Annotated in this window: 20 protein-coding genes; 8 read left to right on the top strand and 12 right to left on the bottom strand. The window is 63.9% G+C overall.

The annotated features are described in order from the left end of the window. Nucleotides 1–70 precede the first annotated feature (70 nt). The 3 genes from QYS36_RS19830 to cspD form a co-directional block, all read right to left on the bottom strand. A complete protein-coding gene (locus QYS36_RS19830) occupies nt 71–517 on the bottom strand; it encodes an NUDIX hydrolase (protein ID WP_308841087.1) in 447 nt (148 codons plus the stop codon). Nucleotides 518–596: 79 nt separating this feature from the next. Further along, nucleotides 597–2,825, bottom strand: coding sequence for an NADP-dependent isocitrate dehydrogenase (locus QYS36_RS19825; protein WP_308841086.1), 2,229 nt, complete (start codon nt 2,823–2,825; stop codon nt 597–599). A gap of 383 nt (nt 2,826–3,208) precedes the next feature. Continuing rightward, the gene (gene cspD / locus QYS36_RS19820; protein WP_308841085.1) at nt 3,209–3,475 is read right to left on the bottom strand and encodes a cold shock domain-containing protein CspD; all 267 of its coding nucleotides are present in this window, start codon (nt 3,473–3,475) and stop codon (nt 3,209–3,211) included. Nucleotides 3,476–3,697: 222 nt separating this feature from the next. On the opposite strand from cspD, the gene clpS reads away from it, so the two are divergent. Then, nucleotides 3,698–4,060: an ATP-dependent Clp protease adapter ClpS gene (gene clpS, locus QYS36_RS19815; protein ID WP_308841084.1), complete on the top strand. Its 363-nt coding sequence runs from the start codon at nt 3,698–3,700 to the stop codon at nt 4,058–4,060. Nucleotides 4,061–4,089: 29 nt separating this feature from the next. Next, nucleotides 4,090–6,360, top strand: a complete 2,271-nt coding sequence (gene clpA / locus QYS36_RS19810; RefSeq protein WP_308841083.1) for an ATP-dependent Clp protease ATP-binding subunit ClpA — start codon at nt 4,090–4,092, stop codon at nt 6,358–6,360. Nucleotides 6,361–6,486: 126 nt separating this feature from the next. Here the strand turns inward: clpA and infA are convergent, their stop codons facing one another. The 4 genes from infA to trxB form a co-directional block, all read right to left on the bottom strand. Next, on the bottom strand, nt 6,487–6,705 hold the full coding sequence (infA, locus tag QYS36_RS19805; RefSeq protein ID WP_002553999.1) for a translation initiation factor IF-1: 219 nt from the start codon (nt 6,703–6,705) through the stop codon (nt 6,487–6,489). 142 nt (nt 6,706–6,847) lie between these two features. Next, complete coding sequence (locus QYS36_RS19800) at nt 6,848–7,555, bottom strand: arginyltransferase (protein WP_308841082.1); 708 nt, start codon at nt 7,553–7,555, stop codon at nt 6,848–6,850. A 26-nt stretch (nt 7,556–7,581) separates the two neighbouring features. Then, nucleotides 7,582–8,307 carry a leucyl/phenylalanyl-tRNA--protein transferase gene (gene aat, locus QYS36_RS19795; protein WP_308841081.1) on the bottom strand — a complete coding sequence of 242 codons (726 nt, stop codon included), beginning with the start codon at nt 8,305–8,307 and terminating at the stop codon, nt 7,582–7,584. A 44-nt stretch (nt 8,308–8,351) separates the two neighbouring features. Further along, the gene (gene trxB, locus QYS36_RS19790; protein ID WP_308841080.1) at nt 8,352–9,302 is read right to left on the bottom strand and encodes a thioredoxin-disulfide reductase; all 951 of its coding nucleotides are present in this window, start codon (nt 9,300–9,302) and stop codon (nt 8,352–8,354) included. 215 nt (nt 9,303–9,517) lie between these two features. On the opposite strand from trxB, the gene ftsK reads away from it, so the two are divergent. From ftsK to cysG, 6 genes are all read left to right on the top strand, one after another. Continuing rightward, nucleotides 9,518–11,926, top strand: a complete 2,409-nt coding sequence (ftsK, locus tag QYS36_RS19785) for a DNA translocase FtsK (protein WP_111462485.1) — start codon at nt 9,518–9,520, stop codon at nt 11,924–11,926. 17 nt (nt 11,927–11,943) lie between these two features. Then, the gene (gene lolA / locus QYS36_RS19780; RefSeq protein ID WP_308841079.1) at nt 11,944–12,570 is read left to right on the top strand and encodes an outer membrane lipoprotein chaperone LolA; all 627 of its coding nucleotides are present in this window, start codon (nt 11,944–11,946) and stop codon (nt 12,568–12,570) included. 7 nt (nt 12,571–12,577) lie between these two features. Beyond that, complete coding sequence (locus tag QYS36_RS19775; protein ID WP_308841078.1) at nt 12,578–13,903, top strand: replication-associated recombination protein A; 1,326 nt, start codon at nt 12,578–12,580, stop codon at nt 13,901–13,903. After that, entirely contained in the window at nt 13,900–14,274 is a 375-nt protein-coding gene (gene crcB / locus QYS36_RS19770) for a fluoride efflux transporter CrcB (protein ID WP_308841077.1), read from the top strand. The genes QYS36_RS19775 and crcB overlap by 4 nt, the downstream gene beginning before the upstream one ends. 16 nt (nt 14,275–14,290) lie before the next feature. Next, nucleotides 14,291–15,568: a serine--tRNA ligase gene (gene serS, locus QYS36_RS19765; RefSeq protein ID WP_074887747.1), complete on the top strand. Its 1,278-nt coding sequence runs from the start codon at nt 14,291–14,293 to the stop codon at nt 15,566–15,568. A gap of 105 nt (nt 15,569–15,673) precedes the next feature. Next, complete coding sequence (gene cysG / locus QYS36_RS19760; RefSeq protein ID WP_308841076.1) at nt 15,674–17,071, top strand: siroheme synthase CysG; 1,398 nt, start codon at nt 15,674–15,676, stop codon at nt 17,069–17,071. 138 nt (nt 17,072–17,209) lie between these two features. Here cysG and QYS36_RS19755 read toward each other — a convergent pair whose 3' ends face one another. From QYS36_RS19755 to QYS36_RS19735, 5 genes are all read right to left on the bottom strand, one after another. Further along, nucleotides 17,210–18,211 carry a TRAP transporter substrate-binding protein gene (locus tag QYS36_RS19755; protein WP_308841075.1) on the bottom strand — a complete coding sequence of 334 codons (1,002 nt, stop codon included), beginning with the start codon at nt 18,209–18,211 and terminating at the stop codon, nt 17,210–17,212. Between the two features lie 171 nt (nt 18,212–18,382). Further along, nucleotides 18,383–19,669 (bottom strand): glycosyltransferase family 4 protein, encoded by a 1,287-nt coding sequence (locus tag QYS36_RS19750; RefSeq protein WP_308841074.1) that lies wholly within the window; start codon nt 19,667–19,669, stop codon nt 18,383–18,385. A gap of 5 nt (nt 19,670–19,674) precedes the next feature. After that, nucleotides 19,675–20,172 (bottom strand): disulfide bond formation protein B, encoded by a 498-nt coding sequence (locus QYS36_RS19745; protein WP_308841073.1) that lies wholly within the window; start codon nt 20,170–20,172, stop codon nt 19,675–19,677. 304 nt (nt 20,173–20,476) lie between these two features. After that, a complete protein-coding gene (locus tag QYS36_RS19740) occupies nt 20,477–21,889 on the bottom strand; it encodes a TolC family protein (protein WP_308841072.1) in 1,413 nt (470 codons plus the stop codon). Then, the gene (locus QYS36_RS19735) at nt 21,886–25,059 is read right to left on the bottom strand and encodes an efflux RND transporter permease subunit (RefSeq protein WP_308841071.1); all 3,174 of its coding nucleotides are present in this window, start codon (nt 25,057–25,059) and stop codon (nt 21,886–21,888) included. Before QYS36_RS19735 ends, QYS36_RS19740 begins: the two co-directional genes overlap by 4 nt. Between the last annotated feature and the right edge of the window lie 63 nt (nt 25,060–25,122).

The raw sequence follows: 25,122 nt of genomic DNA, 5'->3' as shown, positions 1-25,122 counted from the left end.
AAAGGGGCGAGATTCTAACAGGATGCGCAGCACCTTTCAGCGCAGCCAGCGCCGAGGTGTTGGCCGCAGGCTAGATCGGGTCGTGGACAAGGCTCAGCGGATAGCACTCGCCTGCCAGGTAATCGTCAAGGCAATGCAGCACCAGCTCACTGCGCAGGCGATGGGACTCGCCTTTCAGTTCTTCGGGGGTAAGCCAGCGGATGCCACTGATGTCGCTATCGAGTGCGCGCTCGGGGTGGTGCTTGAGCAGCTTGGCGACGAAGCAGATGCGCTGATAGGTCACGCCATTGCTCGGCGCGGTGTACAGGTAGATGCCGGTGACACCGGTCAGCTCGACATCGCAGGCGGTTTCTTCCAGGGTTTCACGAATCGCCGCCTGCTGCAGGCTTTCCCGGGGTTCCAGATGGCCGGCGGGCTGATTGAGCACCAGACGGCCGCCTTTCAACTCTTCGACGAACAGAAAACGGCCGTCATGCTCGACTATCGTCGCGACGGTGACGTGGGCGTGCCAGTTCATGAGGTTTCCTTTTCTTGGGGGGCTGAAAACGACAACCCCGGCACGGGGCCGGGGCTGTCGATGCTACATCAGCGCGTGATCAGACCAGCGCGGCCAGAGCAGCGTTGAGGGTTGCGCTCGGGCGCATGACCTTTTCGGTCAGTGCCTTGTCCGGTGCGTAGTAGCCACCGATTTCGGCCGGCTTGCCCTGTACCGCGCCCAGTTCGGCAACGATCTTCGCTTCGTTGTCGCTCAGTGCCTTGGCCAGCGGGGCGAACTGCGCCTGCAGGGCGGCATCTTCGCTCTGTGCTGCCAGGGCCTGGGCCCAGTACAGCGCCAGATAGAAGTGGCTGCCGCGGTTGTCGATACCGCCGACCTTGCGCGCTGGCGACTTGTCGTTGTCGAGGAACTGGCCGGTGGCCTGATCCAGGGTCTTGCTCAGCACCAGTGCTTTCGGGTTGCCGTAGGTGTTGCCCAGGTGCTCCAGGGAAGCAGCCAGAGCCAGGAACTCACCCAGCGAATCCCAGCGCAGGAAGTTCTCTTCGACCAGCTGCTGCACGTGCTTCGGCGCGGAGCCGCCAGCGCCGGTTTCGAACAGGCCACCGCCGTTCATCAGCGGCACGATCGACAGCATCTTGGCGCTGGTGCCCAGTTCCATGATCGGGAATAGGTCGGTCAGGTAGTCGCGCAGTACGTTGCCGGTCACCGAGATGGTGTCCTTGCCGTCGCGGATGCGCGCCAGGGAGAACTTGATGGCTTCGACCGGGGCGAGGATACGGATGTCCAGACCGCTGGTGTCGTGATCCTTCAGGTACTTCTCGACCTTGTTGATCATTGCCGCGTCGTGAGCACGCGCCGGGTCCAGCCAGAACACGGCCGGGGTGTCGCTCAGGCGGGCACGGTTGACGGCCAGCTTGACCCAGTCCTGGATCGGCGCGTCCTTGGTCTGGCACATGCGGAAGATGTCGCCTTCTTCCACCTGCTGCTCCATCAGTACCTTGCCGTTGGCATCGCTGACACGAACCACGCCGTCGGCCTGGATCTGGAAGGTCTTGTCGTGGGAGCCGTACTCTTCGGCTTTCTGCGCCATCAGGCCAACGTTCGGCACGCTGCCCATGGTGGTCGGATTGAACGCGCCATTGGCTTTGCAGTCTTCGATCACGGCCTGGTAGATACCGGCGTAGCAGCGATCCGGGATCACCGCCTTGGCGTCCTGCAGTTCGCCCGCGGTATTCCACATGCGGCCCGAGTCACGAATCATCGCCGGCATCGAGGCGTCGACGATCACGTCGCTCGGCACGTGCAGGTTGGTGATGCCCTTGTCGGAGTTGACCATCGCCAGCGCCGGGCGATCGGCGTAGACGGCGTTGATGTCGGCTTCGATCTCGGCCTGCTTGGCGGCCGGCAGCTTCTTGATGCTGGCGTACAGGTCGCCAATACCGTTGTTCAGGTTGAAACCGGCTTCCTGCAGGGCAGCTGCATGCTTGTCCAGGGCTGGTTTGTAGAACTCGGCAACGATCTGGCCAAAGATGATCGGGTCGGAGACCTTCATCATGGTGGCCTTCAGGTGCACCGAGAACAGCACGCCCTGTTTCTTGGCGTCTTCGATCTGAGCGGCGATGAAGCTGCGCAGGGCCTTCTTGCTCAGAACCGAGCAATCCAGGATTTCGTCAGCCAGAACCGAGGTTTTCTCTTTGAGCACGGTGGTGCTGCCGTCAGCGCCGATCAGCTCGATCTTCACGCTGCCGTTGGCGTCGATCAGGGCGGCTTTCTCGCTGCCGTAGAAATCGCCGCTTTCCATGTGTGCCACGTGGGACTTGGAGTCAGCGCTCCAGGCGCCCATCTTGTGCGGGTGCTTGCGGGCGTAGTTCTTGACCGACAGCGGCGCGCGGCGGTCGGAGTTGCCTTCGCGCAGGACCGGGTTCACGGCACTGCCCTTGACCTTGTCGTAACGGCTGCGGATGTCGCGGGCTTCGTCGCTGTCGCCGGCGTCCGGGTAATCAGGCAGGGCATAGCCCTGGCTCTGCAGTTCCTTGATGGCCGCCTTGAGCTGCGGCACCGAGGCGCTGATGTTCGGCAGCTTGATGATGTTGGCTTCCGGCGTGGTGGCCAGGGCGCCCAGCTCGGCCAGGTGATCACCCTGTTTCTGAGCGTCGGTCAGGAACTCGGGGAACAGCGCCAGGATACGGCCGGCCAGCGAAATGTCGCGGGTCTCGACGGCGATATCGGAGGAGGCGGTGAAGGCTTTGACGATGGGGAGCAGGGAGTAGGTCGCGAGCGCAGGGGCTTCGTCGGTGAGGGTGTAGATAATCTTCGAGCGTGTGGTCATATTTGATTTAACTCTCTTTTTACTGAACTTGCACGACACTGATCCGGGTGAGGTGGCTTCTGGCCACGCCTCGGCAGCAATGCTGTGAATTCGAAGTTCCATCCCGATGATGTTGGGTGCCGCAGCCGACTGGTGGCGGTAAGAAATCGCCTGACAAGGCCGGCACGACAGGTGCTGGAAGCCGTACTCCAGGCATATGCGCCCTTATGACTACTCAGTCAGCGCCCGAGTATATCAAACCGACGTGCCAAGTTGCTCGCGGCCGTAGCGAAGATGCAATTTGCCTGTTTGCCGCCGTTTTCAACACGAAGCTGGGCGCCGCGATCTTTTCGCTCGCCCATAAAAAACCGGCCATCGCGGCCGGTTGTGTGAAGGGTGAAAGGTCAGGCTTCCACCGCCGTTGCCTGCGCCTTGCTCGGGGCAGGAGCGGGTGCGTCCTGAGTGGCCTGAGCAGCGCTGATGTTTACCGCGTGGAGACCTTTGGGGCCTTGAATGATATCGAAACTGACGGCCTGGCCGGCCTTCAGGGTTTTGTACCCATCCATCTGGATGGCCGAATAATGGGCGAACAGGTCCTCATCTCGGCCATCAGCCAGGATGAACCCGTAGCCCTTGGCGTTGTTGAACCACTTGACCTTACCACTTAGCATGCTGATATCCCTCTGCAAGGAACCCCACTGCTGGAGTATCATCCACATTAGATCCAGCGTTCACGGGGATCGCCCAGCGAACGCAAGCCCTTTCACCCCGTACGGGTATCCTTTGGTTGTAACACCCTTTTGCCGATAGTCAAGGCATCGCACGAAACGACGATAAACGGGTCTGATTTTTTGCGGCCCGCTCCATTCACCCCCACGAACCTTTTATCCAGCATGCATGCAAGTAGCCAGATTCGACTAACATTCAATCAGGATCGACCCGCACCGCATGAGGACGACTCGTCAGGCCTGGCCGTCGAGGAGTCCAAGCCGGCATTGCAGGCGCCTCCGCTCTACAAGGTGGTCTTGTTCAATGATGACTACACCCCAATGGATTTCGTGGTCGAGATACTTGAGACCTTCTTCAACCTCAATCGCGAGGTGGCAACCAGGATCATGTTGACCGTGCATACCGAAGGTCGCGCCGTGTGCGGGCTCTACCCCCGCGATATCGCCGAGACCAAGGCCACGCAGGTCAATCAATATGCGCGGGAAAGCCAGCATCCATTACTCTGTGAAATCGAGAAGGACGGTTAACGCCGGCCGCTTGGGCATGAGGTGAAGCTATGTTAAATCGAGAGCTCGAAGTCACCCTCAACCTTGCCTTCAAGGAGGCACGCGCAAAACGTCATGAATTCATGACCGTGGAGCACCTCCTGCTGGCTCTTCTGGACAACGAAGCGGCAGCCAGCGTGCTGCGCGCCTGCGGCGCCAGCCTGGACAAGCTGCGCAGCGATCTGCAGGAGTTCATCGACTCCACCACGCCACTGATTCCCCAGCATGACGAAGAGCGTGAAACCCAGCCGACCCTGGGCTTCCAGCGCGTGCTGCAGCGCGCGGTATTCCACGTGCAGAGCTCGGGCAAACGCGAAGTCACCGGTGCCAATGTGCTGGTGGCGATCTTCAGCGAGCAGGAAAGCCAGGCGGTGTTCCTGCTCAAGCAGCAGAGCGTGGCGCGTATCGACGTGGTCAACTTCATCGCCCATGGCATCTCCAAGGTGCCGGGGCAGGGCGCATCCCCCGAAGCCGACCAGGAAATGCAGGACGAAGAGGGCGGCGAGTCCTCCTCCTCAGGCAATCCGCTGGATGCCTACGCCAGCAATCTGAACGAACTGGCGCGCCAGGGGCGTATCGACCCGCTGGTCGGCCGTGAGCACGAAGTCGAGCGCGTCGCGCAGATTCTTGCTCGCCGGCGCAAGAACAACCCGTTGCTGGTCGGTGAGGCCGGCGTGGGCAAGACCGCCATCGCCGAAGGCCTGGCCAAGCGCATCGTCGACAACCAGGTACCCGATCTGCTGGCCGACAGCGTGGTGTATTCCCTGGACCTGGGCGCGCTGCTGGCCGGCACCAAGTACCGTGGTGATTTCGAGAAGCGCCTCAAGGCGCTGCTCACCGAGCTGCGCAAGCGTCCGCAAGCGATCCTGTTCATCGACGAAATTCACACCATCATCGGGGCCGGCGCAGCCTCGGGCGGCGTGATGGATGCTTCCAATCTGCTCAAGCCGGCCCTGTCGTCTGGCGAGATTCGCTGCATCGGCTCCACCACCTTCCAGGAGTTCCGCGGCATCTTCGAGAAGGACCGTGCCCTGGCGCGGCGCTTCCAGAAGGTCGACGTGGTCGAGCCGTCGGTGGAAGACACCATTGGCATCCTCAAGGGCCTCAAGGGGCGCTTCGAACAGCACCATGATATCGAGTACAGCGACGAAGCCCTGCGCGCCGCCGCCGAGCTCGCCTCGCGCTACATCAACGACCGTCATATGCCCGACAAGGCCATCGACGTGATCGACGAGGCAGGTGCCTTCCAGCGCCTGCAGCCGCAGGACAAACGCCTCAAGCGTATCGACGTGCCACAGGTCGAGGATATCGTCGCCAAGATCGCGCGGATTCCGCCAAAGCACGTCAGCAGCTCCGACAAGGAACTGCTGCGCAACCTGGAGCGCGACCTCAAGCTGACCGTGTTCGGCCAGGATGCCGCCATCGATTCGCTGGCCACCGCCATCAAGCTGTCGCGGGCCGGTCTCAAGGCGCCGGACAAGCCGGTGGGTTCGTTCCTGTTCGCCGGCCCGACCGGGGTCGGCAAGACCGAAGCCGCTCGCCAGCTGTCCAAGGCGCTGGGGGTTGAACTGGTGCGTTTCGACATGTCCGAGTACATGGAGCGGCATACCGTGTCGCGCCTGATCGGTGCGCCACCCGGCTACGTCGGTTTCGACCAGGGCGGCCTGCTGACCGAGGCGATCACCAAGCAGCCCCATTGCGTATTGCTGCTCGATGAAATCGAGAAGGCGCACCCGGAAGTCTTCAACCTGCTGCTGCAGGTGATGGATCACGGCACGCTGACCGACAACAACGGGCGCAAGGCGGACTTCCGCAACGTAATCCTGATCATGACCACCAACGCCGGTGCGGAAACCGCGTCGCGGGCGTCGATTGGCTTCAGCTATCAGGATCACTCGTCCGACGCCATGGAAGTGATCAAGAAGAGCTTCACGCCGGAGTTCCGCAACCGTCTGGACACCATCATCCAGTTCGGCCGCCTCAGCCACGAAACGATCAAGAGCATCGTCGACAAGTTCCTCATCGAGTTGCAGGCGCAGCTCGAGGACAAGCGCGTCATGCTCGAGGTCAGCAACGCCGCGCGCGACTGGCTGGCCGAGCAGGGCTACGACGTGCAGATGGGCGCCCGCCCGATGGCTCGCCTCATCCAGGATCGCATCAAGCGACCGCTGGCCGAGGAGATCCTCTTTGGCGAGCTTTCCGAGCACGGTGGCACGGTGCATGTGGATCTCGAAAATGGCGAACTGACGTTCGATTTCGAGACCACTGCGGAAATGGCCTGAGACCTGGCGGGGCGCTCCAGCGCTCCCGTCCAGCTCTATAGCAGGCGACCAATAAAAAGCCCGGCATAGATGCCGGGCTTTTTATTGGTCGCTGGGGACAGAGCAGAAAACCCTGCTCTTGCTCCGTTAGCGGGCGCGATAGGTGATGCGACCCTTGCTCAGGTCGTAAGGGGTCAGCTCTACGCGGACCTTGTCACCAGTCAGAATGCGGATGTAATTCTTGCGCATCTTTCCGGAGATGTGCGCGGTAACGACGTGCCCGTTTTCCAACTCCACGCGAAACATGGTGTTGGGCAGGGTGTCGACGACAGTGCCTTCCATTTCGAAGCTGTCTTCTTTCGACATGCAGTAAAGCCCTCGGTATCCAGAGAATGGCCCGGCGCAACTGGCCCCAGGCAAAAGCGGCAAACATTGTGCCTGAAAACAAGGGTTGACGCCAAGGGGCTGCCTCTGTTTCAGCAGCGAAAGCCCATGAAAATCGTCAATTTCAGGTCAGGGCGACCCAGCGTTGGTTGACGAAAAGCTCGATGGGGCGGTACTGGGTCTTGTAGTTCATCTTTCTGCAGTTCTTGATCCAGTAGCCAAGATAAACGGCGTGCAGGTTCAGGCGCAGGGCTTCGCCGATTTGCCAGAGGATGGCGTAGCGACCCAGGCTGCGGCGCTCTTCGTCCGGGTCGTAGAAGGTGTAGACCGCCGACAGGCCATTGGGCAACACGTCGGTCACGGCAATGGCCAGCAAGCGGCCCTGCTCGCGAAACTCGAAGAAGCACGAGAAGGGCAGGTCGCGAACCAGAAAGGTGGAAAACTGCTCGCGGCTGGGTGGGTACATGTCGCCGTCAGCATGTCGCTGCTCGATATAGCGCGCATATAGCTGATAATATTCTTCGCTGAATGAAGGACTTACAGCGGTTACTTCGAGCGTTTCATTACGTTTGAGAATGCGCCGTTGCTGCCGGTTGGGTGCGAAGCGGGCAACCGGGATGCGGGCCGGCACGCAGGCCGTACAGCGCTGGCAATGGGGGCGATAGAGGTGATCGCCGCTACGCCGAAAGCCCAGCTCGGAAAGCTCGGCGTACATGTCCGCGTCCATCGGCTGGCTGGGATCGAGAAACAGCGTGGTGGCCTGTTCCTCGAGCAGGTAGCTGCAGGGATGTGGCTGGGTAGCGTAGAACTTCAGGCGAGCCAGCTCCGTCATGATCGACTCCCGGGATGGGCCTTGAATCAGTGTATGCCAGCGCCGGGCTGCGGGCCAGAAACGCGCTCGTCACTGTCGCGCCAGTCGGCGAGGCTCGGTTGATCCAGAAAACGCGCCAGGTAACCGGCGAATTCCTGGCGGCTGATCGCACGGGCACCGAGGCTATGCAGATGCTGGGTCGGCATCTGGCAATCGATCAGTTCGAACTGCCAGGCCTTGAGCTGCTCGACCAGGCTGGCGAAGCCGACCTTGGAGGCGTTGTCGGCCCGGCTGAACATCGACTCGCCGAAGAACAGCCTGCCCATGGCCAGCCCATACAGGCCACCGACCAGTTGCCGGTCCTGCCAGACTTCCACGCTGTGCGCCACACCCCGCCCATGCAGGTCGATGTAGGCCTGCTGCATGGGGGTGGTGATCCAGGTGCCGTCCGCGTAGTCGCGAGGCGCCGCACAGGCGCGGATGACCTCGGCGAAGGCGCGGTCGAAGGTGACCTGGAAATGCCCCTGGCGAATGACCTTGCGCAGGCTGCGCGAGACGTGCAACTCGTCGGGAAACAGCACGGTGCGGGGATCGGGCGACCACCACAGCAGCGGCTGGCCATCCTGGTACCAGGGGAAGCAGCCGTGCCGGTAGGCGGCGATCAGGCGCTCGGCGCGCAGGTCGCCGCCCGCGGCCAGCAGGCCGTTGGGTTCGCGCAGCGCCTTGTCGAGCGGCGGGAAGGTCAGTGAGTCGCGTTGCAACCAGGTAAGCATCGGCCAGACCAGCAGGGGAGGGCGGGATCATCCCGCCCAGGACCTCAGTTGTCGTCGAGGAATTTCTCGACGTCCAGGGCGGCCATGCAACCGGCGCCGGCCGAGGTGATGGCCTGGCGATAGACGTGGTCGGCCACGTCGCCCGCGGCGAACACGCCTTCGATGCTGGTCGCCGTGGCGTTGCCTTCGCTGCCACCCTTGACCAGCAGGTAGCCGTCACGCATTTCCAGTTGGCCCTGGAACAGGTCGGTGTTGGGCTTGTGGCCAATGGCGATGAATACGCCGGCCAGCGGCAGATCGGTGGTGTTGCCATCCTGGGTGCTGCGCAGGCGGGCGCCGGTCACGCCGGTGGCGTCGCCCAGCACTTCTTCCAGGGTGTGGTTCCAGTGCAGGCGCATATTGCCGTTGGCGGCCTTGTCGAACAGCTTGTCCTGGAGAATCTTCTCCGAGCGCAGCTTGTCGCGGCGGTGCACCAGGTGTACTTCCTTGGCAATGTTGGACAGGTACAGGGCCTCTTCCACGGCGGTGTTGCCGCCGCCGATCACTGCTACCACCTGGTTGCGGTAGAAGAAGCCGTCACAGGTCGCGCAGGCAGAAACGCCCTTGCCGGCGAACGCTTCTTCGGAAGGCAGGCCCAGGTACTGGGCCGATGCACCGGTGGCGATGATCAGCGCATCACAGGTATAGGTGCCGCTGTCGCCCTTGAGGGTGAACGGACGGCCCTGCAACTCGGCGGTGTGGATGTGGTCGTAGATGATCTCGGTGTCGAAGCGCTCGGCGTGTTTCTGCATGCGCTCCATCAAGGCCGGGCCTGTCAGGCCTTCGACGTCACCGGGCCAGTTGTCGACTTCGGTGGTGGTGGTCAGTTGGCCGCCAGGCTGAATGCCGGTGATGATGACAGGCTTCAGATTGGCGCGAGCGGCGTATACGGCGGCGCTGTAACCAGCCGGCCCGGAGCCCAGGATAATCAGGCGGGAATGCTTGACTTCGCTCATAAAAACACCTCATAAGCCTTTGTCACAAAAGAGAATGCATGCTCAAATTGAGCCGCACGGACGAATAGTGGCCGCTATGCTACACCGAAGCACGGCACGAGCGGGAGCCAGGCCGGCGATCGGTTCCCCAACGTAGCCGCGGCATGCCGTACAATGGCGACGTTTCGTCCTCCACCGATCATTCGGCGCGCTAGCAGCGCAGGAACAGATGCGTTTTGAAGAACTCTAGCTCTACAGCACCGGCGCCAGCCTGGCGTCAGCAATTGCCATATCGCCTCAAAGAGGGCGCCCTGATTGCCCTCGGGGCGCTGTGTCTCTACGTGTGGATGGCGCTGCTCACCTACGACCCGGCCGATCCGGGTTGGACCCATACCAGCAACGTCGAGCAGGTGCACAATGCCGCGGGCCGCGCCGGCGCCTGGTTCGCCGACGTGCTGTTCATGGCCCTGGGCTATTTCGCCTACCTGTTTCCGCTGCTGCTGGGCATCAAGGCCCTGCAGGTATTCCGTGCGCGCCACGAGCCGTGGCACTGGAGCGGCTGGCTGTTCTCCTGGCGGCTGATCGGCCTGGTGTTCCTGGTGCTGTCCGGTGCGGCGCTGGCCTACATTCATTTCCAGAGCGGTGCCAGCATGCCGGCCTCGGCCGGTGGCGCCCTGGGCGAAAGCCTGGGGCAGCTGACCGTGGCGGCGCTCAACGTGCAGGGCAGCACGCTGCTGTTCATCGCCCTGTTCCTGTTCGGCCTGACCGTGTTCACCGACCTGTCCTGGTTCAAGGTCATGGACCTGACCGGCAAGATCACCCTCGACCTGCTGGAGCTGGTGCAGAGCGTTATCAATCGCTGGTGGAGTTCGCGCCAGGATCGCAAGCAACTGGTCGCCCAACTGCGCGAAGTCGACGAGCGTGTGCATGACGTCGCCGCACCGGTGGTCAAGGACCGTCGCGAGCAGGCCAAGGTCAAGGAACGCCTGATCGAGCGCGAAGAGTCGCTCAACAAACACATGAGCGAGCGCGAAAGCCGCCCCGCGCCGGTTATTACCGCGCCGGCCGCGCCCAAGGCGCCCGAGCCGAGCAAGCGCGTGCAGAAGGAAAAACAGGCGCCGCTGTTCGTCGACAGCGCCGTGGAAGGCACGCTGCCACCGATCTCGCTGCTCGACCCGGCCGAAGCGAAGAAGATCGAGTACTCGCCCGAATCCCTGGCGGGCGTCGGCCATCTGCTGGAGATCAAGCTCAAGGAGTTCGGTGTCGAGGTGTCGGTCGACTCCATCCATCCGGGCCCGGTGATTACCCGTTACGAAATCCAGCCCGCCGCAGGCGTCAAGGTCAGCCGTATCGCCAACCTGGCCAAGGACCTTGCCCGTTCCCTGGCAGTGACCAGCGTGCGGGTGGTGGAAGTGATTCCCGGCAAGACCACCGTGGGTATCGAAATTCCTAACGAGAACCGCCAGATCGTGCGGTTCTCCGAAGTGCTGTCGACCCCTGAGTACGACGACGCCAAATCGCCGGTGACCCTGGCCCTGGGCCACGATATCGGCGGCAAGCCGGTGATCACCGACCTGGCCAAGATGCCCCACCTGCTGGTCGCCGGTACCACCGGTTCCGGTAAGTCGGTGGGCGTCAATGCGATGATCCTGTCGATCCTGTTCAAGTCGGGCCCCGAAGACGCCAAGATGATCATGATCGACCCGAAAATGCTCGAGTTGTCGATCTACGAAGGCATTCCCCATCTGCTCTGCCCGGTGGTCACCGACATGAAGGAGGCGGCCAACGCGCTGCGCTGGAGCGTCGCCGAGATGGAGCGTCGCTACAAGCTGATGTCGAAGATGGGCGTGCGTAACCTGGCGGGCTTCAACCGCAAGGTGAAGGATGCCATCGAGGCCGGCGAGCCGTTGTCCGATCCGCTGTACCGCCGCGAGAGCATGGAAGACGAAGCACCGCTGCTGAAAACCCTGCCGACCATCGTGGTGGTGGTCGACGAATTCGCCGACATGATGATGATCGTCGGCAAGAAGGTCGAAGAACTGATCGCCCGTATCGCCCAGAAGGCGCGGGCGGCCGGTATTCACCTGATTCTCGCCACCCAGCGCCCGTCGGTGGACGTGATCACCGGTCTGATCAAGGCCAACATCCCGACCCGTATGGCCTTCCAGGTATCGAGCAAGATCGACTCGCGCACCATCATCGACCAGGGCGGCGCCGAACAGCTGCTGGGCCACGGTGACATGCTCTACATGCCGCCGGGCACCAGCCTGCCGATCCGCGTACATGGCGCCTTCGTGTCCGACGATGAAGTGCATCGCGTGGTCGAAGCCTGGAAGCTGCGTGGCGCGCCGGATTACAACGAGGACATTCTCGCCGGCTCGGAAGAGGGCGGTGGTGGTGGCTTCGATGGTGGCAGCGGCGGTGAAGGCGGCGAAGACAGCGAAAGTGATCCTTTGTACGACGAAGCGGTCAACTTCGTGTTGGAAAGCCGCCGTGCTTCCATCTCCTCGGTGCAGCGCAAGCTGAAGATCGGTTACAACCGCGCCGCGCGGATGATCGAAGCCATGGAAATGGCCGGCGTCGTCACCCCGATGAACACCAACGGCTCGCGCGAGGTCATCGCACCCGGGCAGAACCGCGATTAATCTGAAAGAGGATTCACATGCGCCTGATTCGCCTGATGCTGCTCGCCGTTCTCACCACGGCCAGCCTGTTCGCCCACGCTGACGACGAGGCGGCGGTCAAGCGCCTGACCGAGCTGCTCAACCAGGCGCAGACCATCTCTGCACGCTTTTCCCAGTTGTCGCTCGACGGCAGCGGCACCCAGCTGCAGGAAACCTCCGGCGAGCTGGCCCTCAAGCGCCCGGGCCTGTTCCGCTGGCACACCGACGAGCCGATGGAGCAACTGCTGGTTTCCGACGGCAAGCAGGTCTGGCTGTACGACCCGGATCTCGAGCAGGTGACCATCCAGTCGCTGGATCAGCGCCTGACCCATACCCCGGCGCTGCTGTTGTCCGGTGACGTGTCGCAGATTCGCGAGAACTTCGAGATCACCTTCAAGGAAGGCGGCAGCGTGGTGGACTTCATCCTCAAGCCGAAGTCCAAGGACACCCTGTTCGACAGCCTGCGCCTGTCGTTTCGCAATAGCGTGCTGAACGACATGCAACTGATCGACAGCATCGGCCAGCGCACCAACATCCTGTTCATGAACGTGAAGATGAACCAGCCTCTGGATGACAAGCAGTTCAGCTTCGAAATCCCCGAGGGTGCGGACGTCATTCAAGAGTAGGTCAGTCGTGGATCTGTTTCGTAGCGCGCCCGTCGCCCAGCCCCTGGCCGCCCGTTTGCGGGCGACCACGCTGGACGAATACGTCGGCCAGGAACACCTGCTGGCCCGCGGCAAGCCGCTGCGCGAAGCGCTGGAGCAGGGCGCCCTGCATTCGATGATCTTCTGGGGGCCGCCCGGTGTCGGCAAGACCACCCTGGCGCGCTTGCTGGCCCAGGTCACCGATGCCCATTTCGAGACAATTTCCGCGGTGTTGTCCGGGGTCAAGGAAATCCGCCAGGCCGTCGAGATGGCCCAGCAGCACGCGGCCCAGTATGGCCGCCGAACCATCCTGTTCGTCGACGAAGTGCATCGCTTCAACAAGTCGCAGCAGGATGCCTTTCTGCCTTATGTGGAAGACGGCACGCTGATCTTCATTGGCGCGACCACCGAAAACCCGTCGTTCGAACTCAACAATGCCTTGCTGTCGCGTGCGCGCGTCTATGTGCTGAAAAGCCTGGATGACGCGGCCCTGCGCAAGCTGGTCGACCGCGCGCTGGGCGAAGCCAAGGGGTTGGGCGAGCGCCGCCTGACGGTGCCCGATGAGAGCTTCGAGATTCTCAAGAGCGCGGCGGACGGTGACGGCCGGCGCTTTCTCAACTTTCTCGAGAACGCCGCCGACCTGGCCGACGACGGTGGTGAGATCAGCACCGAGCTGCTGCTCGACCTGCTCGGCGATACCCGCCGGCGTTTCGACAAGGGCGGCGAGGCCTTCTACGACCAGATTTCCGCGCTGCACAAGTCGGTACGCGGCTCCAGCCCGGACGGTGCGCTGTACTGGTTCGCGCGCATGCTCGACGGCGGCTGCGACCCGCTGTATATCGCCCGCCGCGTGGTGCGCATGGCCAGCGAGGATATCGGCAACGCCGACCCGCGGGCCCTGACCCTGTGCCTGAATGCCTGGGACGTGCAGGAACGCCTCGGCAGCCCTGAAGGCGAACTGGCCGTGGCCCAGGCCATCGTCTACCTGGCCTGCGCGCCAAAGAGCAACGCCGTCTACAACGCTTTCAAGGCCGCCAAACGCGATGTCGCGGAGAATGGCTCCCGAGAGGTGCCGCTGCACCTGCGCAACGCACCGACCAAGCTGATGAAAGAGCTGGGTTACGGCGACGAATACCGCTACGCCCACGACGAGCCCGATGCCTACGCGGCCGGCGAGGACTACTTTCCCGAAGACCTCGAGCCGCGGCGCTACTACGAGCCGGTGCCGCGCGGCCTGGAGCTGAAGATTCGCGACAAGCTGGCCCACCTGGCCAGCCAGGATGCCAACAGCCCCCGGCAGCGGAGAAAACCATGATCGTCACCATCGCGGCGGTTGCCGTCGGCGGCGCCCTGGGCACCCTGGCGCGGTTTTTCACCGGCAACTGGATCAGCGCCAACTGGCCGCAGCATTTTTATGGCGCCACCTTGCTCGTCAACCTCGTCGGCTGCCTGCTGATCGGGGTACTCTACGGCCTGTTCCTGATGCGCCCCGAGGTGCCGCTGCCCGTTCGGGCGGGGCTGATCGTCGGCGTACTGGGCGGTTTCACCACATTTTCTTCGTTTTCCCTGGACACCCTGCGCCTGCTGGAAGGCAGCCAGGCGCCACTGGCGCTGGCCTACCTGGCCGCAAGTGTACTGGGCGGCCTGCTTGCGACCTGGGCAGGCCTTTCGCTAACCAAACTCTGATCGACGAGAACCTGAAATGCTCGACTCCAAACTGGTGCGCAGCCAACTGCACGATATTGCCCAGCGTCTGGCCACCCGTGGCTATGAACTGGACGTGACCCGCGTCGAAGCCCTCGAGGCCCAGCGCAAGTCCGTCCAGACCCGCACCGAGCAACTGCAGGCCGAGCGCAACAGTCGATCCAAGTCCATCGGCCAGGCCAAGCAGCGCGGTGAAGACATTGCGCCGCTGCTGGCCGACGTCGACCGTATGGGCAGCGAGCTGGAAGAGGGCAAGCGCGAACTGGACGCCATCCAGGTCGAGCTCGACAACCTGCTGCTGAGCATTCCCAACCTGCCGGATGAATCCGTGCCGGTGGGCGCCGATGAAGACGACAACGTCGAGGTGCGCCGCTGGGGCACCCCGAAGACCTTTGACTTCCCTGTTCAGGATCACGTCAGCCTTGGCGAGCAGCATGGCTGGCTGGATTTCGAAACCGCCGCCAAGCTGTCCGGTGCACGCTTTGCCCTGTTGCGTGGGCCGATCGCTCGCCTGCACCGCGCCCTGGCGCAGTTCATGATCAACCTGCACACCGCCGAGCACGGTTACGAAGAAGCCTACACGCCCTACCTGGTACAGGCGCCGGCGCTGCAGGGCACCGGCCAGTTGCCCAAGTTCGAGGAAGACCTGTTCAAGATCAGCCGCGAAGGCGAGGCCGATTTCTACCTGATCCCGACCGCCGAAGTGTCGCTGACCAACATCGTTGCCGGTGAAATCATCGATGCCAAGCAACTGCCGTTGAAGTTCGTCGCCCACACGCCGTGCTTCCGCAGCGAGGCCGGTGCCTCGGGCCGTGATACCCGCGGCATGATCCGCCAGCACCAGTTCGACAAGGTCGAGATGGTGCACGTGGTCGAGCCGGGCAAATCCTTCGAGGCGCTGGAAGAGCTGACCGGCCACGCCGAGAAGGTGCTGCAACTGCTCGAACTGCCGTACCGCGTGCTGGCCCTGTGCACCGGCGACATGGGCTTCAGCGCCACCAAGACCTACGATCTGGAAGTCTGGGTGCCGAGCCAGGACAAGTACCGCGAGATCTCCTCGTGCTCCAACTGTGGCGACTTCCAGGCGCGCCGCATGCAGGCCCGTTACCGCAACCCGGAAACCGGCAAGCCCGAGCTGCTGCACACCCTCAACGGCTCCGGCCTGGCGGTGGGCCGCACCCTGGTGGCCGTGCTGGAGAACTACCAGCAGGCCGACGGCAGCATCCGCGTACCTGAGGTGCTCAAGCCGTACATGGGTGGCATCGAGGTGATCTGAGTCGCTGCACCGCGCGTGCTGCAGCTCCAGTGCTGAATCAGGCCCCGCATCAGGGGCCTCTCTATTTCATACGTCGCCGATCGGGTGACTGAGACGGGCATCGCTATGGACTTCCTTCCCCTGTTCCATAAATTGCAGAACCGCCGTGTTCTGGTGGTGGGCGGTGGCGAAATCGCCTTGCGCAAGGCGCGGCTGCTCGCCGATGCCGGCGCCACCTTGCGCGTGGTATCGCCAGACGTGGGCCGCGAGCTGTGCCAACTGGTCGAGCACGGAGCAGGGGAGCTGGTACTGCGCGGCTATCAGGCCGAAGACCTCAACGGGGTGTCGCTGGTCATCGCCGCCACCGATGACGTGCCGCTCAATGCGCAGATTTCCGAGCAGGCCCAGGCCATCGGCATCCCCGTCAACGTGGTCGATGCGCCGGCGCTGTGCAGCGTGATCTTCCCGGCCATCGTCGACCGTTCGCCGCTGATCGTCGCGGTCAGCAGCGGTGGCGATGCACCGGTGCTGGCCCGGCTGATTCGCGCCAAGATCGAAACCTGGATTCCCGCCACCTATGGCCAGTTGGCCGGGCTGGCGAAGATTTTCCGCGCCCAGGTCAAGAACCTGTTTCCGGACGTGCAGCAGCGGCGGGTGTTCTGGGAGGACGTGTTCCAGGGGCAAATCGCCGAAAGCGCCTTCGCCGGCAAGCTCGGTGAAGCCCGTCGGCTGCTGGAGGAGAAGATCAACGGTGCCGCGCCCCAGGCCCTCGGCGAGGTGTACCTGGTCGGCGCCGGCCCAGGCGACCCCGACCTGCTGACCTTTCGCGCCCTGCGCCTGATGCAGCAGGCCGACGTGGTGCTCTACGACCGCCTGGTGGCGCCGGCCATCGTCGAGCTGTGCCGCCGTGATGCCGAGCGCATCTACGTCGGCAAGCGCCGCGCCGACCATGCCGTGCCCCAGGAGCAGATCAACCAGCGGCTGATCGACCTGGCCAAGTCCGGCAAGCGGGTGCTGCGCCTCAAGGGTGGCGATCCGTTCATCTTCGGCCGTGGCGGCGAAGAGATCGAGCAGCTGGCGGCCCACGGTATTCCCTTCCAGGTGGTGCCGGGCATCACCGCGGCCAGTGGCTGTTCGGCCTATGCCGGGATTCCGCTGACGCACCGCGACCATGCGCAGTCGGTGCGCTTCGTCACCGGCCACCTGAAGGACGGCAGCGCCGATCTGCCCTGGTCGGAACTGGTCGCCTCGAGTCAGACGCTGGTGTTCTACATGGGCCTGGTCGGCCTGCCGACCATCTGCAAGCAACTGGTCGCCCACGGGCGAGCGGCCAGCACACCGGCGGCATTGATACAGCAAGGCACCACGGAGAATCAGCGGGTGTTCACCGGCACGCTGGCCAACCTTCCCGACCTCGTGGCACGGCATGAGGTGCATGCGCCGACGCTGGTGATCGTCGGGGAAGTGGTGCTGTTGCGCGAGAAACTGGCCTGGTTCGAAGGGGCTCAGCACGCGACCCAATAGGCGTGTTTTCATGGCCCGGCGTTGAGCGCAGCGATACCCGGCAGCGGCGACTGCGGACAGCGCCTGGAACGGCCAGGAACTAAAAGCGACTAAAACGAAAGAGGCCCGCATAACGCGGGCCTCTTTGCGTCGAAGCGATCAGTCGTTGCGCTTGCGGTTGACGATCTGGGCAGCCTTGATCACGTCGCTGCCGATCTCTGCCTCGAACTGTTGCCATACCGGGCGCATGGCCTCGCGCCAGGCCTGCCGCTGCTCCGGGGTGAGGGTGATGATCTGGCTCTTGCCGGAGGCTTCGATACGCCGGCGATCGGCCTGGTTGGCTTCCTCTGCCTGGCGATTCACCGCATAGGTGACCTCGTCGATGATCGCTTCCAGCTCGGTGCGGATCTGGTGGGGAATGCCGTACCAGAAACGGGTGTTGCTGATCAGCATGTAGTCGAGCACGCCGTGGTTGGTTTCCGTGATGAACGGCTGAACCTCGTGCAGGCGCTGGCTGTACAGGTTCGACCAGGGGTTTTCCGCGCCCTGCACCTGGCCGCTTTGCAGGCCCTTGTAGACCTCGGCGAACGGCATCTTCACTGCGGTCGCGCCCAGCTGGGCGAACTGGGCGTCGAGCACCTTGGAGTTCTGAATACGGAAGGTCAGGCCGGCGGCGTCGCCTGGCACGCGCAGGGCCTTGGTCGCCGACATCTGCTTCATGCCGTTGTGCCAATAGGCCAGGCCGACGATGTTCTTGTCTTCCATCGAACGCAGCAGCTGGCGACCCTTGGCGCGCTTCTGGAAGCGGTTCACGGCCTCCAGGTCATCGAACATGAACGGCAGGTCGAAGACCTGCAGCTGCTTGGTGTACTGGTCGAACTTGGCCAGCGACGGGGCAAGCATCTGCACCTCGTTGTTACGCAGTGCTTCCAGCTCGTTGGCATCGCCGTACAGCGAGGAGTTGGGGTAGACCTCGACCCGCACCTTGCCTTCCAGGCGCTGGTCGACCAGGCGCTGGAACATCAGGGCGCCCTGGCCCTTGGGCGTATCGTCGGCAACCACATGGGAAAGCTTGATCACCAGCGCGCCTTCTTGGGCAACGGCGGCGAATGAGGTGAGCGTCAGGGCGCAGGCGGCCGCGACAGCGATCTTTTTCAGCATGTGGAAGACCTTATTCTTGTCGACTGTTTTTATGGTCGGGCGCCGGTTGGCGGTAGCGCCCGGGGGAACCGCTTAGGATTGTAGGCGAAGTCTACTGTAATCATGACGCCAGATATGTGACAGCCGTCCTAGCTGCGCCAAGTCTTCAGGCAAAATGCCACCGCGCAGGCGTCAGCCACCGCGGGCGTTCTTGGCGGCGATCCACTGGGACATGTACTGGGTGCTCTTGTGCTGGTGATGGCGCAGCATGGCGCCCACGAAATTACCCTGGCGATGCTCTTCACGGCTGGCCAGCAACTGCTCGAGCCGGGCGAGCAGTTCGCCGGCCAGGCGCGGGCGATCGAAACGCTGCCTCAGCAGTGGGGCGGCATGGGCCTGGGCTTGTGCCCAGGCCGCCGGGTCTTCATGGAGCTGCACGGCGGCCTCGGCGAACGCCTGGGCATCGTCGGTCACGCGGCCCGGCCAGGGCAGTTCGCCGTGCATGCCCTCGCTGCCGATGGCGGTGGTCACGCTGGGCGTGCCGCAGGCCATGGCATCGGCCAGTTTGCCCTTGATGCCGGCACCAAAGCGCAGGGGCGCCAGGCAAACCCGTGCCTGGCCCATTACCCGGTGTGCATCGTCCACCCAGCCCAGCACCTGAAAGCCCTGCCTGGGGTTATGCAGCGCCGTGGCCTTGGGCGGCGGGTAGGCGCCATAGACGTGCAACTGGGCGTGCGGCAGCCGCGCGCGAATCAGCGGCCACAGGGCGTGCTTGAGCCACAGCACGGCGTCCCAGTTGGGCGCATGGCGAAAGTTGCCGATGCTCAGGAAGTGCTGGCGGTCGGCAAAGGGGAGGTCGTTCGGCGCTGGCGGAATCAGCATCAGCGCGCAATCGTGCAGCAGGCTGGCCGGCACCCCGAACTGCTCCTGCAGCAACTGCATCTCGAACGCGGAGATCATCAGCGTCAGGTCGCAGCGGTAGATCGACGCCACTTCGCGCTGGGCCATGTCGCCGCCGGCCATGGCCGCGTACAACTGCTGTGCGCAGGCGTGCACCGGCCCGACCTGCTGCCGCTGCGCCTCGCTGTCGCAAGCCTGCTGGCTGGCCTTGAGCAAGGCATGGCGGGCATCGCGCAGGCAGTGCAGGTCACTGGTGTCGAGCACCCGCAGGGCCGCCGGCCAGGCCCGCTCGACCCGCCAGCCGAACTGTTCCTCGGTGAAGAAGCGGTCGAACAGCACCAGATCCGGCTGCAGGGCCGCGACGTAGGTATCGAAGCTGTCGCAGTTCAGGGTGACGGCGACTTCCTCGATTTCCAGCTCGGCCAGGTCGGCGCGATGGGTCGAGAGTGCTGCCGCGCTGGCAAAGGTGACCTGCCAGCCCTGGCCGCGAAACACCCCGAGCAGCTCGAGCATGCGGCTGCCGGCGGCGGACGAGCGCGGCTCCGGCCACACGTAGCCGATGACCAGTACCTTGCGCATGCGGCTCAGCGTGTGCCGCGAATGCTGCGCCACAGGGTGACCAGCACCAGCACGAACAAGGCGGCGATGCTGGCCAGCGTCCATACGGTGAAGGGCAGGCCGAGGATCTTGTAGTCGTTCATCCCGCACACGCCGCCGCTCATGAACACGCCAGGCCAGTACTCGTGCAAGGGTAATTGCTGGTAGTAGAACGGGAAGGGCGAGCAACTGGTGCTTTCCATGATGCCCAGCTCGATCAGGGTGACATGGGCGTTGTCGATCAGCGCCATGCCGCTGGCGGCCAGCAACAGCGGCCACAGCAGCACCGCCAGCCAGGTCTGCCGGGCTGCCGAGGCTGCACTGAGCAGCAGGGCGATGACCGCAGTCAGGCACAGCCACAGGCGGATCTGCACGCACAGGGTGCAGGGCTCCCAGCCGAACACATGTTGGGCCAGCAGGGCACCGGCGAGCATCAGGGCGCTGGCCAGGGCGATCAGCAGCAACAGCGGGGCGGGGCGGGACATGCAATTCTCCTGGGAAGACGACCTACGGCGACAAGGTGCCGTTTGTACCGGAAGGCAGCGCGCCGGGCAATCGAGGATTCCGATGCAAACCATCATTTTTGCGGGTGGGGATGGTGGTCGTGCTTGACCACTCTCTGCGGGTGCATGCGGGGACGCCCAGCCCATACGCGCGACGTCACGGGCATGGCCCGTTCCCACAACAACAGCGCAGGCGCTTTTGTGCGGCGTAAAAAAGCCCCACGCAGATGGGGCATCTGCGTGGGGCGGCAAGGGCCGACGAAGCGGCCGGGAGGGAAAGGGGTATTCAGGACGCCGGCTGCCAGCCGCCGCCCAGTGCCTTGTAGATGGCCACGATGCCCTGATACAGCTCGACCTCGGCCTGGGCCTGGCTGTCTTCGGCGGCCAGGCGTTCACGCTCGGCGTCGAGCAGCACCAGGAAGTCGGCGCTGCCTTCACGGTACTGCAGGGCGGCCTGGGCGGCGGCAGCGCGACTGGCCTCCGACTGGCGCACCAGCGACAACAGGCGTTGCTGGCGTTTGCCGTAGTCGCTGAAGGCGTTCTCCGACTCTTCCAGGGCCAGCAGCACCTGCTGCTCGTAGCTGGCCAGGGCGCCGTCGGCATCCGCTTCGGCACCCCGCAGGCGGGCCCTGACGCTGCCCAGGTCGAACGCGGCCCAACTGATGGTCGGCGCCACGCCCCAGGCGCGCGCGGCCGATGAGCCCAGTTGTGAACCGCGCCCGGCGGTAAAGCCGAGGAAACCGGACAGGCTGACCCGCGGGAACAGATCCGCGGTGGCCACGCCAACCTGGGCTGTGGCCGCTGCCAGCTCACGCTCGGCCGCGCGAATGTCCGGGCGACGGCGCAGCAATTCGCTTGGATCGCCAATCGGCAGCGCCTTGGCAATCGCCGGCAGCGGACGCGGCGACAGGTCGACGCTGAGCGCGTCGGGGCGCTGGCCGAGCAGGGTGGCGATGCGGTTGCGCGCCCGAACCTGTTGCGCCTGCAGCTGCGGCAGGGTCGCCTCGGTGGCGGCCAGGCGAGCGTCGGAGCGCAGCACGTCCAGCTCGCTGCCCATGCCCACTTCGTGGCGACGCTCGATGATGTCCCGCGAGGACTGCTGGTTCTGCAGGTCGGAACGGGCGATGTCTTCGCGCAGCTGGGCACCGCGCAGCGTGCCATAGGCGTCGACCAGTTCGGCGATCAGGCTGACCTGCAGTTGCTGGTAGTCGGCCTGGGCCACCTCGATCTGCGCTTCACTGGCTTCGAGTTGGCGCTGAATGCGCCCGAACAGGTCGAGCTCCCAGGCCATGTCCAGGCCCAGGTCATAGCGCTCGGCACTGACCCGCTGCTCGGTCATGCCCGGCTGCTGGGCCTTGCCGATCTCGCTGCTGGCCCGGCTGGTCACGGTTGGCAGGCGGTCATTGGCCACATCATCGCGGATCGAGCGGGCGGCGCGTAGACGGGCATAGGCCACGCGCAGCTCGCGGTTGTTCTGCAGCGATTGCTCGATCAGCGCGTTCAGGGTCGGGTCGTCGAACTGCTGCCACCACTGCGCTTCGAAGCGTGCGGTGTCGTAGCCGCCCTGGGCCGCTTGCGCCGAGACCACAGCGGCGTCCTCGGGCGCCTTGTAGTCAGGGCCGACGGCGCAGGCACTGACGGCCAGTGCCAGGGCCGAGACCAACAGGCTGCGCGGCAAAAGATTGATCAGCGGATTCATGCCTGTACCTCCTGCAGACGCGCCTGTTTGCGCGCCTGGCGTTTTTCCACGAAGGCGCGGATCAGCACGTAGAACACTGGCGTCAGCAGCAGACCGAAGAAGGTCACCCCGAGCATGCCGCTGAACACCGCGACACCCATGGCATGGCGCATTTCCGCACCGGCCCCGCTGGACAGCACCAGCGGCACCACGCCCATGATGAAGGCGAAGCTGGTCATCAGGATCGGCCGCAGGCGCAGGCGGCAGGCTTCCAGTACCGCGGCGACGCGATCCAGGCCGTGTTCCTGCTGCTCCTTGGCGAACTCGACGATGAGAATCGCGTTCTTGCACGCCAGCCCGACCAGGACGATCAGGCCGATCTGGGTGAAGATGTTGTTGTCACCGCCTGCCAGGATGACCCCGGTGATCGCCGACAGCAGGGTCATCGGCACGATCAGGATCACCGCCAGCGGCAGGCTCCAGCTTTCGTACTGGGCAGCCAGTACCAGGAAGGCCAGCAGCACGCAGAGCGGGAACACGAACAGCGCGGTGTTGCCGGCAAGGATCTGCTGATAGGTCAGCTCGGTCCACTCGAAGCTCATGCCGTTGGGCAGTTCTTCCTTGAGCAGCTTGGCCATCGCCGCTTCGGCCTGGCCGGAGCTGTAGCCGGGGGCTGCCGCACCGTTGATCTCGGCGGTGATGAAGCCGTTGTAGTGCATCACCCGGTCCGGGCCCGAGGTATCGCTGACCTTGACGAAGGTCGACAGCGGGATCATCTCGCCGCGGTTGTTGCGCACCTTGAGCTGACCAATCTGCTCGGCCTCCAGGCGGAACTGCTGATCGGCCTGCACGTTGACCTGGTAGGTGCGGCCAAAGCGGTTGAAGTCGTTGGCATACAGCGAACCGAGGTAGACCTGCATGGTGTCGAAGATCTCATCGATGGCCACGCCGTGGGTCTTGGCCTTTTCACGGTCGATATTGGCTTCGACCTGCGGCACGTTGACCTGGTAGCTGGTGAACAACCCGGCCAGTTCCGGCACCTGGCGGCTCTTGGCGATGATGTTCTGGGTTTCCTTGTACAGCTCGTCATACCCCAGGTTGGCGCGATCCTGAATCTGCACACGGAAGCCGCCTATGGTGCCCAGGCCCATCACCGGTGGTGGCGGGAAGATGGCGATATAGGCTTCCTGAATCCCGGCGAACTGGCCGTTGAGCTCCGCGGCGATGGCGTTGGCGCTCAGCGACGGGTCCTTGCGCTCGTCGAAGTCCTTCAGGGTGACGAACACGATGCCGCTGTTCGGGCTGTTGGTGAAGCCGTTGATCGACAGGCCCGGGAAGGACACGGTGTTTTCCACGCCAGGGTGCTTGGCGGCGATATCGGACATGCGCTTTATCACCGCTTCGCTGCGATCCAGGCTGGCGGCATCCGGCAGTTGAGCGAAGGCGACCAGGTACTGCTTGTCCTGGGGTGGCACGAAGCCGGTCGGTGTGCTGGCGAAGCCCAGGTAGGTCAGCCCCATCAGGCCGGCATAGACGATCAGGGCAATGCCGCTACCGCGCAATACGCGGCGCACGGTGCCGACGTAACCATTGCTGGCCCGCTCGAACACACGGTTGAACGGTGCGAACAGCCAGCCGCCGAACAGCCGGTCCAGGCCACGGGAGAAGCGGTCCTTGGGCTCATGGTGGCCCTTGAGCAGCACCGCGGCCAGAGCCGGCGACAGGGTCAGCGAGTTGAACGCCGAGATCACCGTGGAGATGGCGATGGTCAGCGCGAACTGCTGGTAGAACTGCCCGGTGAGGCCGGAAATGAACGCCGTCGGGATGAACACCGCACAGAGCACCAGGGCCGTGGCGACGATAGGGCCGGTAACTTCCTTCATCGCCTGCTTGGTAGCTTCGACCGGCGTCTTGCCGAGGCCGATGTTGCGCTCGACGTTCTCCACTACCACGATGGCGTCGTCCACCACGATGCCGATGGCCAGCACCAGGCCGAACAACGACAGCGCGTTGAGCGAGAAGCCGAACATGTGCATCACCGCGAAGGTGCCGATCAACGACACCGGTACCGCGGCCAGGGGAATGATCGAGGCGCGCCAGGTCTGCAGGAACAGGATCACCACCAGCACCACCAGCACGATGGCCTCGAGCAGGGTGTGCACCACCGCCTCGATGGAACCACGCACGAAGATGGTCGGGTCATAGACGATTTCGTAGTCCACGCCTTGGGGGAAGCTCTGCTTCAGCTCGGCCATGCGCTCACGCACCGCATCGGAAATGGCGATGGCGTTGGAGCCCGGGCGCTGGAAGATCGGCATGGCCACGGCCGGCTGGTTGTTGAGCAGCGAGCGCAGGGCGTACTGCTCGGAGCCCAGTTCGATGCGGGCGATGTCCTTGAGGCGGGTGATTTCACCGTTTTCGCCGGCACGGATGACGATGTTCTCGAACTCTTCCTCGCTGACCAGGCGGCCCTGGGTGTTGATCGACAGCTGGAAGCTGGTGTCACTGGCAGCGGGGGGCGCACCGAGTGAGCCGGCAGCAACCTGACGGTTCTGCTCGCGAATCGCGTTGACCACGTCGGTCGCCGTCAAACCGCGCGAGGCGACCTTGTCCGGATCCAGCCACACGCGCATCGAGTAGTCGCCGAGACCGAACAGGCGCACGTCACCGACACCGTCTAGACGTGACAGCTCGTCCTTGATGTTCAACGCTGCGTAGTTGGACAGGTAGAGCATGTCGTAGCTGTTATCCGGCGACGTCAGGTGCACCACCATGGTCATGTCCGGTGAGGCCTTGTCGACCGTCACGCCGAGGCGCTGCACCTCGGTGGGCAGAGTCGGCATGGTGCGCGTCACGCGGTTCTGCACCTGCACCTGGGCGGTGTCCAGGTTGGTGCCCAGGGCGAAGGTGATGGTCAGCGTCATGCGCCCGTCGTTGTTGGCCTGGGAGGACATGTACAGCATGCCCTCCACGCCGACGATGGCCTGCTCCAGTGGCGAGGCCACGGTTTCGCCAATCACCTTGGGGTTGGCGCCGGGGAAGTTGGCGGTGACCACCACGGTGGGCGGCACCACTTCCGGGTATTCGCTGATCGGCAGCTGGAACAGCGAGATGGCGCCGCCGATCAGGATGATCAGCGACAGCACGGCGGCGAAGATCGGCCGCTGGATGAAGAACTGTGAGAAGTTCATCGTTAATGTCCTTGTGATGCGGGCACAGCCCAGCCTGCCCACGCCATCGGCGACGCGAGCAGG

This window comes from Pseudomonas sp. G34, assembly GCF_031119625.1.
GTDB lineage: Bacteria > Pseudomonadota > Gammaproteobacteria > Pseudomonadales > Pseudomonadaceae > Aquipseudomonas.
This window is presented reverse-complemented; position numbering and strand designations above follow the sequence as displayed.